The sequence below is a fragment of the Stenotrophomonas sp. RIT-551 genome, assembly GCF_026241915.1.
GTDB classification, from domain to species: domain Bacteria; phylum Pseudomonadota; class Gammaproteobacteria; order Xanthomonadales; family Xanthomonadaceae; genus Stenotrophomonas; species Stenotrophomonas bentonitica_A.
The window spans coordinates 39538-56017 of record NZ_JAPJIU010000003.1; the positions used below are offsets into that span (position 1 = coordinate 39538).

General features: G+C 67.2%; 18 protein-coding genes and 1 pseudogene. 12 read left to right on the forward strand and 7 right to left on the reverse strand.

Annotated elements, in window-relative coordinates:
- Nucleotides 1-32 precede the first annotated feature (32 nt).
- Nucleotides 33-578, reverse strand: a complete 546-nt coding sequence (locus tag ORK51_RS04680; RefSeq protein WP_266084340.1) for a sugar dehydrogenase complex small subunit — start codon at nt 576-578, stop codon at nt 33-35.
- A gap of 181 nt (nt 579-759) precedes the next feature.
- On the opposite strand from ORK51_RS04680, the gene ORK51_RS04685 reads away from it, so the two are divergent.
- Together ORK51_RS04685 and ORK51_RS04690 are read left to right on the forward strand one after the other, a co-directional pair.
- Nucleotides 760-1005, forward strand: a complete 246-nt coding sequence (locus tag ORK51_RS04685) for a hypothetical protein (protein WP_070474060.1) — start codon at nt 760-762, stop codon at nt 1003-1005.
- Between the two features lie 6 nt (nt 1006-1011).
- Nucleotides 1012-1206 carry a hypothetical protein gene (locus ORK51_RS04690; protein WP_070474059.1) on the forward strand — a complete coding sequence of 65 codons (195 nt, stop codon included), beginning with the start codon at nt 1012-1014 and terminating at the stop codon, nt 1204-1206.
- A 122-nt stretch (nt 1207-1328) separates the two neighbouring features.
- Here ORK51_RS04690 and ORK51_RS04695 read toward each other — a convergent pair whose 3' ends face one another.
- A complete protein-coding gene (locus tag ORK51_RS04695) occupies nt 1329-1628 on the reverse strand; it encodes a hypothetical protein (protein ID WP_070425179.1) in 300 nt (99 codons plus the stop codon).
- A gap of 211 nt (nt 1629-1839) precedes the next feature.
- On the opposite strand from ORK51_RS04695, the gene ORK51_RS04700 reads away from it, so the two are divergent.
- Together ORK51_RS04700 and ORK51_RS04705 are read left to right on the forward strand one after the other, a co-directional pair.
- Complete coding sequence (locus tag ORK51_RS04700; RefSeq protein ID WP_070425180.1) at nt 1840-3426, forward strand: SDR family NAD(P)-dependent oxidoreductase; 1587 nt, start codon at nt 1840-1842, stop codon at nt 3424-3426.
- 122 nt (nt 3427-3548) lie between these two features.
- Nucleotides 3549-5336, forward strand: coding sequence for a bifunctional diguanylate cyclase/phosphodiesterase (locus tag ORK51_RS04705; RefSeq protein ID WP_266084341.1), 1788 nt, complete (start codon nt 3549-3551; stop codon nt 5334-5336).
- On the opposite strand, the gene ORK51_RS04710 is transcribed toward ORK51_RS04705, so the two are convergent.
- Nucleotides 5326-6000, reverse strand: a complete 675-nt coding sequence (locus ORK51_RS04710; protein WP_070425182.1) for a ChrR family anti-sigma-E factor — start codon at nt 5998-6000, stop codon at nt 5326-5328. The genes ORK51_RS04705 and ORK51_RS04710 overlap by 11 nt on opposite strands.
- A complete protein-coding gene (locus tag ORK51_RS04715; protein WP_266084342.1) occupies nt 5997-6596 on the reverse strand; it encodes a sigma-70 family RNA polymerase sigma factor in 600 nt (199 codons plus the stop codon). The genes ORK51_RS04710 and ORK51_RS04715 overlap by 4 nt, the downstream gene beginning before the upstream one ends.
- A gap of 176 nt (nt 6597-6772) precedes the next feature.
- On the opposite strand from ORK51_RS04715, the gene ORK51_RS04720 reads away from it, so the two are divergent.
- Genes ORK51_RS04720 through ORK51_RS04740 form a run of 5 tightly spaced genes read left to right on the forward strand, consistent with a single transcriptional unit; the run spans nt 6773 to nt 11291 of the window.
- On the forward strand, nt 6773-7912 hold the full coding sequence (locus tag ORK51_RS04720) for an SPFH domain-containing protein (protein ID WP_046272823.1): 1140 nt from the start codon (nt 6773-6775) through the stop codon (nt 7910-7912).
- A 21-nt stretch (nt 7913-7933) separates the two neighbouring features.
- The gene (locus ORK51_RS04725; protein WP_266084343.1) at nt 7934-9286 is read left to right on the forward strand and encodes a TFIIB-type zinc ribbon-containing protein; all 1353 of its coding nucleotides are present in this window, start codon (nt 7934-7936) and stop codon (nt 9284-9286) included.
- Nucleotides 9283-9534 carry a hypothetical protein gene (locus ORK51_RS04730; RefSeq protein WP_266084344.1) on the forward strand — a complete coding sequence of 84 codons (252 nt, stop codon included), beginning with the start codon at nt 9283-9285 and terminating at the stop codon, nt 9532-9534. Before ORK51_RS04725 ends, ORK51_RS04730 begins: the two co-directional genes overlap by 4 nt.
- Before the next feature lie 47 nt (nt 9535-9581).
- A complete protein-coding gene (gene pip / locus ORK51_RS04735; RefSeq protein ID WP_266084345.1) occupies nt 9582-10529 on the forward strand; it encodes a prolyl aminopeptidase in 948 nt (315 codons plus the stop codon).
- A gap of 9 nt (nt 10530-10538) precedes the next feature.
- A complete protein-coding gene (locus ORK51_RS04740; protein ID WP_070425189.1) occupies nt 10539-11291 on the forward strand; it encodes a sulfite exporter TauE/SafE family protein in 753 nt (250 codons plus the stop codon).
- A gap of 10 nt (nt 11292-11301) precedes the next feature.
- Here the strand turns inward: ORK51_RS04740 and ORK51_RS04745 are convergent, their stop codons facing one another.
- The gene (locus ORK51_RS04745; protein ID WP_261996692.1) at nt 11302-11835 is read right to left on the reverse strand and encodes a serine hydrolase domain-containing protein; all 534 of its coding nucleotides are present in this window, start codon (nt 11833-11835) and stop codon (nt 11302-11304) included.
- A 357-nt stretch (nt 11836-12192) separates the two neighbouring features.
- Here ORK51_RS04745 and ORK51_RS04750 point away from each other — a divergent pair, with 357 nt between their 5' ends.
- Nucleotides 12193-13416 (forward strand): MFS transporter, encoded by a 1224-nt coding sequence (locus tag ORK51_RS04750; protein WP_266084346.1) that lies wholly within the window; start codon nt 12193-12195, stop codon nt 13414-13416.
- Between the two features lie 10 nt (nt 13417-13426).
- On the opposite strand, the gene ORK51_RS04755 is transcribed toward ORK51_RS04750, so the two are convergent.
- A complete protein-coding gene (locus tag ORK51_RS04755) occupies nt 13427-14224 on the reverse strand; it encodes an AraC family transcriptional regulator (RefSeq protein WP_266084347.1) in 798 nt (265 codons plus the stop codon).
- A 77-nt stretch (nt 14225-14301) separates the two neighbouring features.
- Nucleotides 14302-15102 (reverse strand): annotated as a pseudogene (xth, locus tag ORK51_RS04760) (exodeoxyribonuclease III); the annotation flags it as partial.
- Between the two features lie 181 nt (nt 15103-15283).
- Between xth and ORK51_RS04765 the strand changes: the two are divergent.
- Entirely contained in the window at nt 15284-15904 is a 621-nt protein-coding gene (locus ORK51_RS04765; protein WP_070425192.1) for a DNA-3-methyladenine glycosylase, read from the forward strand.
- Nucleotides 15901-16479, forward strand: coding sequence for a M23 family metallopeptidase (locus tag ORK51_RS04770; protein ID WP_070425193.1), 579 nt, complete (start codon nt 15901-15903; stop codon nt 16477-16479). The genes ORK51_RS04765 and ORK51_RS04770 overlap by 4 nt, the downstream gene beginning before the upstream one ends.
- Nucleotide 16480 lies beyond the last annotated feature (1 nt).

Here is a 16480-nt window from a genome sequence, read left to right on the forward strand (position 1 = left end):
ATCAGTAACAGGGAAAAGAGAACCGCGCAGGCTTATGCGTGGGCTCGAATCGGGGCCGGCGGCTCAGCGGTCCACCAGGCGGGTCCGCCCTGGACATAGGTCGGTGGCGAGAGGCCGTCGTCCACGCAGCGCTGCATCAGCGCATCGCGATAGGACACGGTCACGGCGTGGGCGCCTTTGCCCACCGTGCCGGTATACCAGGCAGTGATGATGGCAAGGGCCGCGGGCTGGGCCTCGCCGGCGGCGGCGACCAGCGCCGTGGCACCGCTCACCTGCCCGGCCAGCGTGACCAGGGCAGGAAACTGCGCATGCAGGTCGGGCTGCAGGGTGGCGAACGCCTTTTCGATCCGTTCGGCCGTGGCCGGGTCGAGGTCGTTCTTGTCGGTCAGGGCGCGGGACAGCGAGAGAAAGGGGGTATCGGTCCTGGCCGCCGGCGCTGCTGCGGCGGGCGCTGCCACCGCAGGCGCTTTATCACGACAGGCCGCGAGCAGCGAAACCGAACCAACCGCAAGAAGGAAGCCTCGTCGTGTGAGGCCGTGCCCGCGCCGGTTCTCGTCCACTCCCTCGGGAATACTCATGATGTCTACTCTGCTCCGTAACACGCCGGCTCCCCGCCCGCAGACCACGGAACGGCTAAGCATCGACGGCGGCAAGGGTACTCCATGCCGCTGTCGTCACAGAGTGATCAACGAGGTGATCACGGATCAGCAACAGCCTCAGCGTTACAAACCGGAGTGGTATCACTCCCGGAGAATCGTCATGCGCACCTTGTTGCTCACCGCCCTTGCCACGATGGCGCTGTCTGCCTGCAGCCAGGCCGAGCACACTGATCAAGGCAAGCACGCCGATACGATCGAGCAGCCTGCCACCGCTCCGGCCGCGGGCGATACGTCGCGCAACGTGCCCGGTGGCGGTAGTGGAACGGCCGCCTCCGAGGCGCAGGACTCCGGGCACGACACCGGGACCAGCGCGGAACCGAAGCGCGAATCCCCGCCGAAGCCGTGATCCCCCATGACCCCACTCGATAAACCGGTGCGCCGGGAGGTCCAGATCGGCGACCAGGCATACACGCTGACCATCGATCCCGACGGCCTGAAGCTGGTGCCGAAAGGAAAACGGAATGGCCTCACCCTGAAGTGGACCGAACTGGTGAATGGTGACGCCGCACTGGCCACTGCGTTGCAGGCCTCGCTCGCGTCAGGCTGAGCGAGCGCGGCGTTCGTGCCCGATCAGGGCTGGACGTTGTTCTTATCTGGCGTGCTCATCGGCCGGCAGATCTGCACCCTGCGACGGCGTGTCCGCATGCTCATGCGGCTGCCCGGATCGGATCAGGTGCCGCACACGCCCGCAGCACGCCACTGGCGCAATGCGGCCCCCTTCAGGGACTGCTCGCCGCAGCCGGTGGGGCAGCGCAGCAGGCGCGCCGCCGAGGTGCTCACGAATCCTTCCCCTTCCCGGGCGTTGAACACCACCTCACAGGACAGGCACCGCGCCACCATCGAGTACAGATGCACGATACGGCCGCTGCCCGGGTCCTGCAGGGCGCTCACATCCAGCAGCTCGAAGTGGCAACTGTCCGGCAACGGGCGCCGGGGAAGCGGAAGGGACACGGAGGTCTGCAGGCTCACGGGGAAGGGCCATCGATTGGGTGGAGACCACTCTATGGGGCGCGGTGTGGAGCGGATGTGGAGCCAGGGACGGCCGCCGCTCAGCACCAAATCCCAGGATCAGGGACAATAGCCGCCCATCGTTTGCCCCGGCCTGCCGGCGCATGCCCCGTCGGGGGCCACCGCGCGGCGCCCGCCTGCCTGTCTTCCTGCTGCTTTTCCCGGACCCGAATTGAATACCACCGCCCTGCCCCTTGCCGACGACGACCTGCCCCTGACCGACCGGCTGCGCGCCGCGCTGGACCTGCTGGAGGCCATCGAAGCCGACCGCAGCGTGCTCGATACGCTGCCCGACGCCGACCGCACCCGCCTGCACCAGGTGGTGGCGAAGGTCTACCACCCCGAGCCCAAGGCGCGGCGGGCGAAGCTGAAACAGCAGGCCAAGCAGCGCCACCAGGAAAAGGTGGCCAAGGCCGAGGCCCTGCTGGAGCAGACCGGCATCCGCGCCCTGCGCCGCAAGCCCGTGTTCAGCACCCCGAATTACTTCCCGCCCCATGCCGCCGGCCTGCATGACGCCTCCAATGGCGAGCATGCCGCCGCCGCGCCGGAGCCGGTGCATTCCCCGGAGCTGCGCCACTGCTATGTGTGCAAGCAGAAGTTCACCCAGCTGCACCATTTCTATGACCAGATGTGCCCGGCCTGTGCCGAGCTGAACTTCTTCAAGCGCACCGAAACCGCCGACCTGAGCGGGCGCGTCGCGCTGCTGACCGGTGGCCGGGTCAAGATCGGCTACCAGGCCGGACTCAAGCTGCTGCGCGCCGGCGCCGAGCTGATCGTGACCACGCGCTTCCCGCGTGACTCGGCCGCGCGCTACGCCGAAGAGCCCGACTTCGCCGAATGGGGCCACCGCCTGCAGGTGTACGGCCTGGACCTGCGCCACACCCCCAGCGTGGAGGCCTTCTGCAGCGAATTGCTGGCCACCCGCCCGCGCCTGGACTTCATCATCAACAACGCCTGCCAGACCGTGCGCCGCCCGCCGCAGTTCTATGCGCACATGATGGCCGGTGAAACCGCGCCGCTGCACGAGGTGCCAGACACGCTGCGCAAGCTGATCGGCGATTACGAAGGCCTGCGCAGCGCCGAACTCCTCGGCACCACCGCCTCGGCCGCGCTGCCGGTGGTCCAGGGCCGCGACTTCAATGCCGCCAACGGCCTGACCCGTGCTGCCGAGCTGTCGCAGGTGCCGCTGCTGGACGATGAGCTCGTGGCGCAGCAGCATCTGTTCCCGGAAGGTCGCCTGGACCAGGACCTGCAGCAGGTGGATCTGCGCGGGCGCAACTCCTGGCGCATGCTGATGGCCGAAGTGCCCTCGGTGGAGCTGCTGGAAACCCAGCTGGTCAACGCCATCGCACCGTTCATCATCAATGCGCGCCTGAAGCCGCTGATGCTGCGCACGCCCGAGCGTGACAAGCACATCGTCAACGTTTCGGCGATGGAGGGGCAGTTCTACCGCAACTTCAAGACCACCCGCCACCCGCACACCAACATGGCCAAGGCTGCGCTGAACATGATGACGCGCACCTCGGCGGCGGATTACCAGAACGACGGCATCCACATGAACAGCGTCGACACCGGCTGGGTGACCGACGAGGATCCGGCGGATATCGCGGCCAAGAAAGTGAAGGAAGAGCGCTTCCATCCGCCGCTGGATATCGTCGACGGCGCCGCCCGCATCGTCGACCCGATCATCCACGGCATCAACACCGGCGATCACGTCTGGGGTCAGTTCCTGAAGGACTACGCGCCCACCGACTGGTAACTGCATCCAGCTGCGTGTGTCGTACGTATAGCCTGGAAGGAACGCCGCCGGTTCGAGCGGCAAGGGACAGGAGGCCCACTTTTCCGGCTTCGGCCGTGGCCTCCACTCCCAGTCGAATCACGATGAGCCCCCCCACCTCACAACGCGACGAACGCAGCGCGGTCCTCAGTGCCATGCAGGTCGACGGTCTGGCGTCCCTGCCTGCACTGGATAGGCTCACCGCGCTGGCCGGTTACACCTTCGATGCCCCGGTGGCATTCGTCTCGATCCTCGGGGATGTGAAGCAGCGCTTCCTTTCCCGGATCGGCCTGCCCATGGCGCAGACCGACATCCGCGCCTCGATCTGCGCCCACGCCGTCACCGCCGATGGCGTGCTGGTGGTTCCGGATCTCCGCCAGGACCCCCGCTTCCGCGACAACCCGCTGGTCACCGACAGCCCGCATCTGCGCTTCTACGCGGGCGCACCGCTGGTGGCAAAGAACGGGGTCGCCATCGGTGCCCTGTGCGTCATGGACACACGCCCGCGCATGTTCGACGAGGGTGATCAGGATCAGCTGGCCACCCTGGCCGAGCTGGTCGTCGCGCAGCTGGAGCTGCGTGCGATGTCCGGTCGGCTGGACCCGGTCAGCGGCCTGCCGAGCCGGCACCAGCTGCATGCGGATCTGCCCGGCATCCTGGCGCGTTGCACTGAAGGAACGGCCTACGCCGTCGCGGTGGACATCCTCGACATTCCACGCGCCAACCAGGTGGGCCAGGTGCTGGGCCTGCGTCCGCTGGAGGCCTTGATCCGGCGCGCCGGCGTCCGCCTGCGTGCCGCGCTGGAGGGCGTGGCCACGGTGTACCACGTGGGGGTGACGCGGTTTGCCTTCGTGGTCGAGATGCCGGCCGCAGCCCAGGTGGAGGCACTGATCCTGGAATTGAGAACGCGCATGCTGCGCCCGCTGATGGCCGCGGCAGTGCCGATGTCGCCACGCTTCCATGCCGGCATCTGCGCCGTCGAACCGGGCGAAGAAGACAGCCACGACCTGCTGCGGCGGCTGCTGGTCAGCATGCACGGTGCGTTCGACGCACGTCGGCCGTTCTGCTGGTACTCCGAACAGCGCGACGAAAAGATGCACCGCGCCTACCGCCTGGCCTCCGATGCCGAACGCGGGCTGCAGGCCGGCGATTTCCACCTGGATTACCAGCCCCGCTTCACCCTGGACGGCCGGCGCCCGGTCTCGGCCGAAGCCCTGATCCGCTGGACCCACCCTACCCTGGGGTCGATCAGCCCGGGCGAGTTCATTCCGGTCTTCGAGCGGACCGCCCTGATGGATGAGGTGACCAACTGGGTGCTCGACACCGCGCTCGATCAGGTCCAGGCGTGGCGCGCCCAAGGGCTGGATATTCCGGTCTCGATCAACCTCTCCAGCAGTTATCTGTCCAACGCCTCGGCATGGCACGACATCCGCAGCAAACTCGAGCACAGGGCGCTGCCGTTCTCGATGATCGAACTGGAGATCACCGAGGGCGAATGGCTGCGCCCGGGCTCCCCGGCCATCGGCCATATCGCAGCGATGGCGCAGGCCGGCATCACTGTGGCGATCGACGACTTCGGCAGCGGCTACAGCAATTTCAGCTATCTGTCCGACCTTCCCATCCACACCGTGAAGCTGGACAAATCGTTGATCGATGGCATCGCCATCAATCCCCGGGCGCGCGCCAAGGTCTCGGCCATCCATCATCTGGCGCATGAGCTGGGCTACCTCACCGTGGCCGAGGGAGTCGAGCATCAGGCGCAGGTGGAGGTGCTGGCTGCGATGGGGGTCGATGAAGTCCAGGGCTACCTGCTTGCCCGGCCGATGTCCCCGGCCTTGGTGATGCAGGTGTTCGAAGCGGCCGCGATCACGGCCTGCCCGGTCAGAGTTTGAACACCTGCTGCAGCTTCCGCGCGAACCATCCGCTGAAGACCAGGGGCGCATCCAGCGCTGAAACGCAGATGCACGCCACCCCGGGGGTGGTCACCGGCTGATGCTCGACCTGGCTGTCGAGATCGGCCACATCGCCGGGGGCGAAATGCCCCAGTGAATCATCGTAGGCACCGCGAAGGATCTGGGTCAGCTCGCTGCTGCCGTGGCTGTGCATGGGCAGGCATTTGCCCGGGGCGATCTTCAGCATGATCAACGACGGGTGCGCCGCTGCGCGGATGCAGTGGACACCCGGCGCCATCCACCGCCATTTCAGCGAGCGGTAGGACGTTCCGAAATGCGGTGCCAGCGCCGCCGGCAGTTGATCCGGGTCGTGCCCAGGCGCGACGCGCACCGCTGCCTGGCCACGCATGCCATCCTCCACTGGCGCGGCATCCAGGCGTGTCAGCATGGTCTGCCGAAGCGCGGCCTGGCGATCCTCCGCGCCGGGCGGCGGCAATTGCTGCTCCAGCAGCAGTCCCCCGACCCGTTCGGCCGCGCGCAGTTGTTCCCGGCAGTAGGCGCAGGCTTCCAGGTGCGCCGCGGCGACCACCGACATTTCCGGCGCCAGGGTTCCGGTGGCAAAGCCCAGGACGGTGGTCGGGTCCAGGTGATGACGAGGATTCATCGCGACTCTCCCATCAGCGACTGCAACTGCAGAAACGCACGTCGGATATGGGATTTCACGGTGCCCAGTGGCATATGCAGCTCGGTGGCGATCTCGCCGTGGGTCTTGGCTTCGAAGTAGGACATCCGGATCAAACGGGCCTGCGTTGCGGAGAGTTCGTCCAGCCGCTGTTTGAGCCTGACGTGCTCGGTATGGCGCTCGGCCGGCGAGCCGCCCCCGTCGGCCTCTTCGGCGGCCTGCTCGACCACCTCGTGGGCATGCACCCAGATATGTTCCCGGCGCACGCGGTCGATATGCATGTTGCGCGCGACCCGGTACAGCCACGTGCCCAGGCTGCTGCGCGCCGGATCGTACAGGTCGGCACGGTTCCACAGTTTGAGCAGCACTTCCTGGGCAAGATCCTCGGCCACGCCATCGGCCGCCCCCAACCCACCCAGGTAGCGGCACAGACGCGGCATGAAGTGGTCGTAGATGCGCAGGAAGCACTCGCGGTCGCGCGAGCCGGCCACCGCCGCCATTTCCGCCGCCCAGGTCTTGATCTCCGTCGTGGATTGAGCGGGAGCGGCAATCATCCGGGCGGCCTCGAAGGGCGTCATCCTGGCAACAGGCGGGTCAGCCTCCATGGTAGGCCACTTCCGGGGGATCGGCGACTTCGGGTTCATGGCGCTTGTACGAGCAGAGCGGCGTTCTGGATGCAGGTGCGTTGGCTGCTGATATAGTCGGCCGAGCATGGCGGGCACGGTGCCCGGCCACGAATCACAGGGAGTTGGTCATGGGTCTTCGTCAGGCGGTGGCAGGTGCAGTGGGTGGTGTTCTGGCCGACCAATGGAAGGACTTCTACACCGTGCCGACGGGCCTGCCCTCCACGGCAGCGCTGTTCGCGGCGGTCCCGCGCGGCACCAATGCCGGGCGCGGCTCCAACACCAGCGCCTCCTCCAACATCATCACCAACGGCTCCAGGATCGTCGTGCCCGAAGGGTACGGCCTGCTGCTGTTCCAGGACGGCGCGATCACCGGCTTCGTCGCCGAGCCGGGTGGCTATGAATGGCGCTCGGACGATACCAACTCGCAGTCGATCTTCGCCGGCGACGGCTTCGTCAGCCCGCTGATCAAGCAGAGCTGGGAGCGTTTCAAGTTCGGCGGCCAGCCCGGGTCGCAGCAGGCGGCATTCTTCGTCTCGCTGAAAGAGCTGCCGGACAACCGCTTCGGCACGCAGTCCGAAATCTACTGGGACGATGGCTTCCTCGGCACGCAGGTCGGCGCGGTCACGCGCGGCTCGTACACGCTGAAAATCGTCGATCCGATCCTGTTCGTGAAGAACTTCGTGCCGGCCAGCTACCTGCAGCCGGGCCAGGTGTTCGATTTCACCGATCTGGACAACGCCGCCGCCAGCCAGCTGTTCAACGAAGTGGTGGGCTCGCTGGCCCCGGCCTTCAGCCTGTATACGAACGACCCGGGCAAGGGCAACCGGATCACCAAGCTGCAGCAGGACTCGCTGGGCTTCGCGCAGAGCCTGTCCGCCGCCGTCGAGCAGGGCTACCAGTGGAAGTCCGATCGCGGCCTGGCCATCGTCAAGACCGCCATCGTCTCGATCGAGTACGACGCCAACACGCGTGAACTGCTCAAGACCGTGCAGCGCGCCGATGCGCTGGCCGGCTCGCGCGGCAACTCCAACCTGCAGGCCAGCGTGGCCCAGGGCATCCAGTCGGCGGGCGAGAACGGCGGTGCCGCCGGCCTGGTCGGCGTCGGCATGGCCTCGGGCATGCTCGGGGTTGGCGGGATGCAGCAGCCGGTCGCCCCGGCCGCGGACGACCCGGTCGCCAAGCTGAAGAAGGCCAAGGAGATGCTGGATCTCGGCCTGATCACCCAGGACGACTACGACAAGCTCAAGGCCAAGGCGCTGGGGCTGTAAGGCACCGAGCGCACCGACACCATGTCCGACCCCAAGATGCCACCGCCGATCCCGGCGGGTCCGCCACCGTTGCCGCCCTCGCCCTCGCCCGCGGCGCCGGTCACCGGCCCAGGCTCGCCCCGGGAGGTGCCGCCGGTGCCGGGCAGTTTCCCGATCGACCCGGCCACCCTGCCCCAGCCCATCCGCGATGAAGTGCTGGCGCCCGATCCGGCCGCGCTGGACACCTCTGCGGCCGAGCTCAAGGACGGCGTCAACCGCTGCCCGAACTGCGGCTCCAGCGATGTGCGGCTCAAGCTCGGCACCGATGTACTGGTCTGCCAGTTCTGCCGTCACGAATGGCACGGCGACCGGGTCGAGGAAGCGTTCGGGTTCGGCGAAGGGATCGGCGAGCTTCGCGGTACCGTGGTCGCGTCCGGTGCGCGCGACATCGACACTGGCACCGCCAGCCTGATGAGCTTCAAGTGCACCGGCTGCGGGGCGGAAGTCACCATCAACACCGAAAGCACCATGACCGCACGCTGCCACTGGTGCCGCCACGTGTTCGGGGTCAACGAGCAGATCGCCAACGGCGCGGTGCCCGATGCGGTGCTGCCGTTCCGCATCAGCAAGGACGACGCGGTCGCACGGATCCGGCAGTTCGTGGACAAGCGGCGCCTGTTCGCGCTGAAAGCCTTCAAGGACCAGTTCACGCCGGAAAACGTCACCGGCGTCTACCTGCCCTACATGATCGTGGACAGCAACGTCAGTGCCAGCGTCTCGGGCAAGGGTGAAATCCAGACGCGGCAGTACACGCGCGGCACCGAAAAGAACAAGCAGACCTACTACGACGCCGACGTGTACCAGGTGGACCGCCAGGTCGATTTCACCGTGGACGACCTGACCCTGGAGTCCTCCGCCGAACGCGGCAATCTGGACATCCAGAGCAATACCAACAACATCATCAACGCGATCCTGCCGTTCGATACCAAGAACGCGCTGAAGTGGAACGCCTCCTATCTGGCCGGCTTCACTTCGGAAAAGCGCAATCTCGATGTGGAGAAACTGCGCCCGCGGCTGGAGGATCAGCTGCTGTCGATCGCCCGCGCCCAGGTGGAAGGTTCGGTGCGCCGCTACGATCGTGGCGTGCGCTGGGAGCGTGAGCGCGTGGATGTGCATGGCACCCGCTGGGTGTCGATGTACCTGCCGGTGTGGCTGTACTCGTATCACCAGCCCAGCCGCAACGGCGGCATGCTGCACTACATCGCGGTGAACGGCCGCACCGGCGAAACCATGGGCAGCGTGCCGGTGCAGCAGTGGAAGCTGCTGCTGGCCGCGCTCACCACCGGCACCATCATCGAAGCCCTCGTGCTTTTCTTCCTGGTAGCTGCCTCATGAGCGATGACAGTGGTCTCTGGCTGCTTGCCGCCGGCCCCGCCGGTGCAACGGCGTTGTACTGGGCGCTGTACCGGTACTACCGCAACACCGACAAATCCCACGCGTTCGAGCGCGACACCGCGATCGACGCCAAGCCCGTCACCGGTTCAGACCGCAAGGTCGATACGGTGACCGGCACGCAGGAACGGCGCATCCGCGGTGACAATGTGGCGGCGTACCGAACGCGGGTGCAGCGCGACAGCAGTTGAACGCTGCGGCGGTATCATGTGGCGTCAGTTATCTGCAGGACGCCACCATGCGCACGCTATATCCATCGATCACGCCCTTCCTTACCCATCAGGTGGCAGTCGATGACCTGCACACCCTGTTCGTGGAGGAGTGCGGCACTCCGGACGGCATCCCCGTGGTGTTCCTGCATGGCGGACCGGGTGCCGGCGTCTCCCCGGTGCACCGTCGTTTCTTCGACCCGGCGCGCTATCGCATCGTATTGATCGACCAGCGTGGCAGCGGGCGCTCCACGCCATTCGGCGAGCTGCGCGACAACACGACGCAGCACCTGGTCGCGGACGTGGAGCTCATCCGCGAGCTGCTGGGTATCGACCGCTGGCTGGTGTTCGGGGGATCGTGGGGCTCCACGCTGGCACTCGCCTACGCCCAGGCACACCCGGAACGCGCGACCGGTGTCATCGTGCGCGGCGTGTACCTCGGCCGCGCCGAGGAGAACCGCTGGTTCGCCGAAGCCGACGGCGGTGCGCGCTGGGTCTTCCCGGAGCGCTGGGCGCGCTACGAGGCATACATCCCTGAAGAAGAGCGCGGCGACATGATCGCCGCCTACTGGCGGCGCCTGGACAGCCCGGACGAAGCGACCCGCATCGCGGCGGCACAGGCCTGGCTGGGGTGGGAGGATCACGCCGCCACGCTGGAGCACGATGTGGATGCGGTGTCCGCTGATGATCCGCTGCATACGCTGGCCAAGGCGCGCATCGAGGCGCACTACTTCCGCAACCACGCCTTCCTCGAACCTGGGCAGCTGCTGCGGGATATCGACCGCATCCGGCACCTGCCGGGCGTGATCGTGCAGGGCCGCTACGACATCATCTGTCCGGCGCGCAGCGCGTGGGATCTGGCCTGCGCCTGGCCTGAAGCATCGCTGCAGATGGTCGTGTCGGGCCACAGTGCAACGGAACCTGCGACGGCAGATGCGCTGGTGCGCGCGACGGATGCCTTCGCCGGCAGGCAGTAAGGAGCGGCAGTGGATTCGATTTACCTGGTTGTCGCGCTGGGCGCCATCGTCGCCGGCTTTGTGCAGGGTCTTTCCGGCTTCGCCTTCGGGCTGGTGGCGCTGTCCTTCTGGGCCTGGGTGCTGGACCCCAGGCTCGCGGCGTCGCTCTCGGTGTTCGGTGCCCTCACCGGCCAGCTGCTGGCGGCCTTCACCGTGCGCCGCGGCTTCAACCTGAAGACCCTGCTGCCTTTCGTTCTGGGTGGGTTGGCCGGCATCCCGCTGGGCGTCTACCTGCTGCCCCTGCTCGACATGAACTGGCTCAAGGCGATCCTGGGCACCCTGCTGGTGCTGTGGTGCCCGGCCATGCTGCTGTCACGCCAGCTGCCGCGGGTCACCGCCGGCGGGCGCGCGGCGGACGGCGTGGTGGGGTTTGCCGGCGGCATCATGGGTGGTTTGGGTGGCTTCACCGGCACGCTGCCGACGCTGTGGTGCACGCTGCGCGGCTACGAGCGCGATGTGCAGCGCTCCGTCGTGCAGAACTTCAACCTGTCGATGCTGCTGGTCACCATGGGCACCTACGTGGGGACGGGCATCGTCACCCGTGACATGCTGCCGATGTTCGCCATCGTTGCGCCGGCCATGTTGATCCCGACCCTGCTCGGCACCCGCGTGTACATCGGTATCAGTGATCTGCGCTTCCGCCAGATCGTGCTGAGCCTGCTCACCGTTTCCGGGATCGCGTTGCTGGCGTCTTCGCTGCCGGCACTGCTGGGCTGGCGCTGAGGCGAGCCGGTTACAGCGGCAGGCGATTGCCGACGAAGTTGACCACGTTCTCCATCGCATCGGGATCGACATTGCTCAGCCCGATCACCACATAGCCCTGGCTGGGCAGCACGATGAGCGCGGCATTCGCGCCGGGCGCCCCGCCCTCGTGGCCATACTGGCGCTGCTCGTCCTCGCCACTCACCATGAAGCCGTAGCCGTACCAGCCCTTGGTGTTCTGCGGCGAGGTGGCTGCCTGCACCGCCGCGGCCGGGATCAGCCTGCCAGCGCGCAGCGCTTCGGCGAAGCGGAGCAGATCCCGGGCGGTGCTGTAGCCGCCGCCCGCCGACGTGCCTCGCAGCGGCAGGGTCCGCAGTGTCTTGAGGGAGGCTTTGCGGGTCTCGAACGCGTCGTCGAAAATCTCGCCCAGGCCGCTGGTGTGGTTGAGCAGCTGGCGGATCGTGACTGCCGTGGCTACCGCTTGGTTGGGGTAGTCCTCCAGGTGGCTGGCAACCGTATCGTCCAGCGAAAGCCTGCCAGCCTCGGCCAGCTGCAGGATGCCCACTTAGGCCGCCAGCCAGCGAGTGAAGATCTGCTCGGCCTGTGCAGGGTCGGTGGGCACCCTGGCCCAGCTCGAGGTGCTGAAGAGCAGCAGCACCACCATGAGTGTTCTGATCGGCAACATCCTGTCCTCCTTTCCGCTGGGCTGCCGTCCGGCAGTCGGAGGGAGTATGCCGCGTCGCGGGACCACCTGGGCCGTACCGCCTGCTTTTCAGAGGGTCTGCCCTGATTGCGACGACCACCGCCCATATCGCGAGAGACGGGGCCCGAGTCGCGGTCTACGCTTGTCGCCTGTCCGCTTCCGGGTGCCAACGCCGCTGATACCCAGGCATCGGCACCCTCCCGCTCCTGATCCCGGCCCATGACCACTGAAACCGCTGCCCCGCCCGTCATCCCCACCGAACCGATCACCCCGGCCCCCCAACAGGGTTTCGCGATCCGCATCGTCGGCGCTGCCGCCTTCGCGCACCTGCTCAACGACATGATCCAGGCCGTGCTGCCGGCGGTGTATCCGATGTTCAAGAGCGAGTTTTCGCTCACCTTCGGCCAGATCGGCATCATCGCCCTGGTGTACCAGGTCACCGCCTCGCTGTTGCAGCCGTGGGTGGGCATGTACACCGACAAACGGCCGCTGCCGTACCTGCTGCCGTCGGGCATGATCGCCACCTTCGTCGGCATCGCCCTGATGGCAGTGGCGACCCGCTACGAAATGCTGCTGGTTGCTGCGGCGATCGTCGGCATCGGTTCGGCCACCTTCCATCCCGAAGCCTCGCGCGTGACGCGCATGGCCTCGGGCGGCCGCTTCGGCACCGCGCAGTCCACCTTTCAGGTCGGTGGCAATACCGGCTCGGCGATCGGGCCGCTGCTGGCGGCCTTGATCGTGATCCCGCACGGGCAGCGTGCCATTGCATGGTTCATGCTGGCGGCTGCGTTGGCCATCACCGTGCTGTTCCGTCTCACCGGCTGGACCGTGCAGCACGGCCAGGCAAAGATGAAGAGCCTGGCCAAGAGCCACGGCGTCGGGTTGAGCCGCGGCAAGGTGATCCAGGCCATCGCAGTGATCGCGGTGTTGATGTTCGCCAAGTTCGTCTACATCGCCTCGTTCACCAACTACTTCACCTTCTACCTGATCGAGCGCTTTGGCCTGAGCGTGCAGCAGAGCCAGATGTACCTCTTCATCTTCCTGGCCTCGGTCGCGCTGGGTACCTTCATCGGTGGTCCGGTCGGAGACCGGATCGGGCGCAAGGCGGTGATCTGGATCTCCTTCCTCGGTGTTGCGCCGTTCGCGCTCGCCCTGCCCTACGCCAACCTGATGGGCACCGCCGTGTTGGCGGTGGCGGTCGGGCTGGTCATGTCCTCGGCCTTCGCGGCGTTGGTGGTGTACGCGCAGGAAGCGGTACCGGGCCGTGTCGGCATGGTGTCGGGCCTGATGTTCGGTTTGATGTTCGGCATCGGCGGCATCGGCGCGGCCGGGCTCGGCAAGCTGGCCGACGTGCACGGCATCGTGTGGGTCTACCACTTCACCTCGTATCTGCCGCTGCTGGGGCTGGCGACAGCGTTCCTGCCGAAGACCACGATGCGCTGAGCCACGCGCCTCAATGGAAGAACTGGCTCGGCAGCTGGCCGAAGCGTTTCTTGAACATGGCAGTGAAGGCGCTCGGACTGGCGTAGCCCAGCGAGAGCGCCACGTCGATCACCTTCTCGCCGTGCGCCAGCTGCTCCAGCGCACGCAGCAGACGCGCCTGCTGGCGCCATTGCCCGAAGGTCATGCCCAGCTCGCGTGCGCACAGGCGCTGGATGGTCTTGACGTCCACGCCCAGCCGGCGCGCCCAGTCCTGCAGGGTGGAGGGATCGTCCGGCATGGATTCCAGCTGCTGCCCAATGGCGCGCAGCCGCGGGTCGGTCGGCTGCGGCAGATGCAGCGGCAGCACCGGCAACAGCTGCAGCTCATCCAGGATCAACTGCATCAGCCGCCCGTCGCGGGAATCGGCTTGATACGGCGGCGGGACGTCCATCGCCGCATGGATCAGGGCGGCCAGCAAGGGCGTGACCGAGACCGTCGAGGCGCTGGCTGGTGGCTGGGCGATCGCCTGCGGCAGGATGTACAGGCTGCGCATGCCGACCGCGCCGATGCAGCTGACCTTGTGGCCCATGCCGGCGGGAATCCAGATCGCGCGTGTGCTGGGCACCACCCAGCGCCCTGCCCCGGCCTGCACCACCAGCACGCCGGATTCGGCGTAGACCAGCTGGTGCCGGTCCGGATGGTGATGCAATGCGATGATCGTGCCGGCGGGATACTCACGCGCCCGGCAGAACACCGGGGTCTCCGGGCCGGCCGGCAGCCGCTTGCCCTCGCCGACGCCCGGGGCGATGTCCTTTCTCCGATATGGCATGGCAATACCCTCGCAAACGGCCTGCCCGAGGACTCTACCGCGTCGGCGGTGTTTTCGACATCCCGCTGCGGCTATCGGGGCTTGGGTGGCGCCACGACCTCGACCCAGGTGGGCGCATGGTCGCTGGGTTTTTCCAGCGCCCGCACCCAGCGGTCCACCCCCGCATCTTTCAGGCGGGGCGCGAGCACGGGATTGAGCAGCAGATGGTCGATGCGCAGCCCGCGGTCGCGCGCGAAGTGCTCACGGAAGTAGTCCCAGAACGTGAAGATCTGTGCATCGCCATGCACCGCGCGCAGGCTGTCGGTCCAGCCTTGGTCGAGCAGCGCCTGGTAGGCCTGGCGGACCTCGGGCTGCAGCAGCGCGTCCTTGCGCCACGATTTGGGATCGTAGATATCCGCATCCGTGGGCACGACGTTGAAGTCGCCGATCAGCGCGACCGGATGCGGCAATGCGACCAGCGTTTTGGCGTGCCTGTGGAGCCGCTGCATCCACTTCAGCTTGTAATCGAACTTCGGGCCCGGCTGCGGATTGCCATTGGGCAGATACAGACCCGCCACGATCACGCCATGCGCGGCCGCTTCCAGATAGCGGCTCTGGTCGTCTTTCGGGTCGCCGGGCAGCCCGCGGCGGCTTTCGATCGGGTCCTGGCCGCGCGCAAGCAGCGCGACCCCGTTCCAGGATCGTTGTCCCTGCCAGATGCAGCCGTACCCCGCCTCGCGGATCGCCGCCTCCGGAAACGCCTCCTGGGTGGCCTTGAGTTCCTGCAGTGCCACGATATCGGGCTGTTCGCGCGCCAGCCACGTCAGCAGATGCGGCAGCCGTGTCAGCACACCATTGACGTTGAAGGTGGCGATTTTCAGGCGCTTTCTGGCGGGCATGGCGCGTGGCTGGCGGTGGCGGTGTCTGCCATCGAGGATTGCCCTGTTTCGATCAACCTGCCGCGAATGCGGGGCGAGCGTGGCGTGACGATGGCGGCGCGTTGATCGCGCATTGACCCGCGGCGCGTCACAGTAAGCGCTGGTTCCACACTGGCAAGGTGCATCCATTGCGCGGAAGGTCATGAAGACGTGGAAGGTTCTGCCGCGGCGTTTCTATCAGCGGCACCCGGCCGAGGTAGCGCCGGAACTGCTGAACAAGCTGCTGGTGCGCGATGACGGCCGCGCCGGTCGGATCGTGGAGGTGGAGGCGTACGCGGGTGACCAGGATCCGGCAGCGCACTCCTATCGCGGGATGACCGCGCGCACCGCCACGATGTTCGGCCAAGCCGGCCATCTCTACGTCTATTTCAGCTACGGCATGCACTGGGGCTCGAACGCGGTGTGTGGGGACGTCGGCCAAGGCTGGGGCGTGCTGCTGCGCGCACTGGAACCGGTGGCGGGGCTGGAGCTGATCCGCGAGGCGCGTCCGGCGATCAAGCGCGAGCGCGACCTGGCCAGTGGCCCGGGCCGCCTGTCGCAGGCGATGGGCATCACCAAGGCCTTGGATGGCGCGGATCTGGTCCGTAACGACCGCGGCATCCGCATCGTGTCCGATGGGATGGCGCCCCCCGTCGCACCGGTGGCCGGGCCGCGGATCGGGATCAGCAAGGCGATCGAGTTTCCATGGCGCTGGCATGTGCCCGAGCACCTGCATGTCTCCGGGCGCACGGGTACACGCAAGACCGGGAGGACGGTGTCATGAGCGCTTCGCCGCCCGCCGCCTCCCCTGCACGCCGCCTGCGGCGCGGGTTGCTGCGGCTGTTCGTGCTTGTCGTCTGCATCGTGGTGGCCGGCGTGCTCTGGAACAGCCCCATCGCGGAATCACCGCGGGCGCTCTGGCGCCTGTCACAGATGCCTGCACCGACCGCGCTGCCCGTCCCCGTGGCAGGCGTGGCCGCACGCCAGGTCGCCGACACGTTCGGCGCACCGCGTGGACGCGACCGCACGCATGCCGGCGTGGACATTTTCGCCAAGCGCGGCACCGAGGTGCGCAGCGCCACCCCGGGGATCGTCGCCGACATCCGTGAAAGCGGCCTGGGCGGTCGCCAGGTCTGGGTGATGGGCCCTGCGCGCGAGCGCTATTACTACGCGCATCTGGATGATTGGCGCGAGGGCCTGGCACGTGGCGATGTCATCGAACAGGGCACCGTCCTGGGCTACGTCGGTGATACCGGCAATGCCAAAGGCACTCCGCCGCATCTGCACTGGGGCATCTACGGAGCCGAGGGTGCCTACGATCCGCTGCCGCTGCTCAAGGCCTGGCCGGACGCGCCCTGAA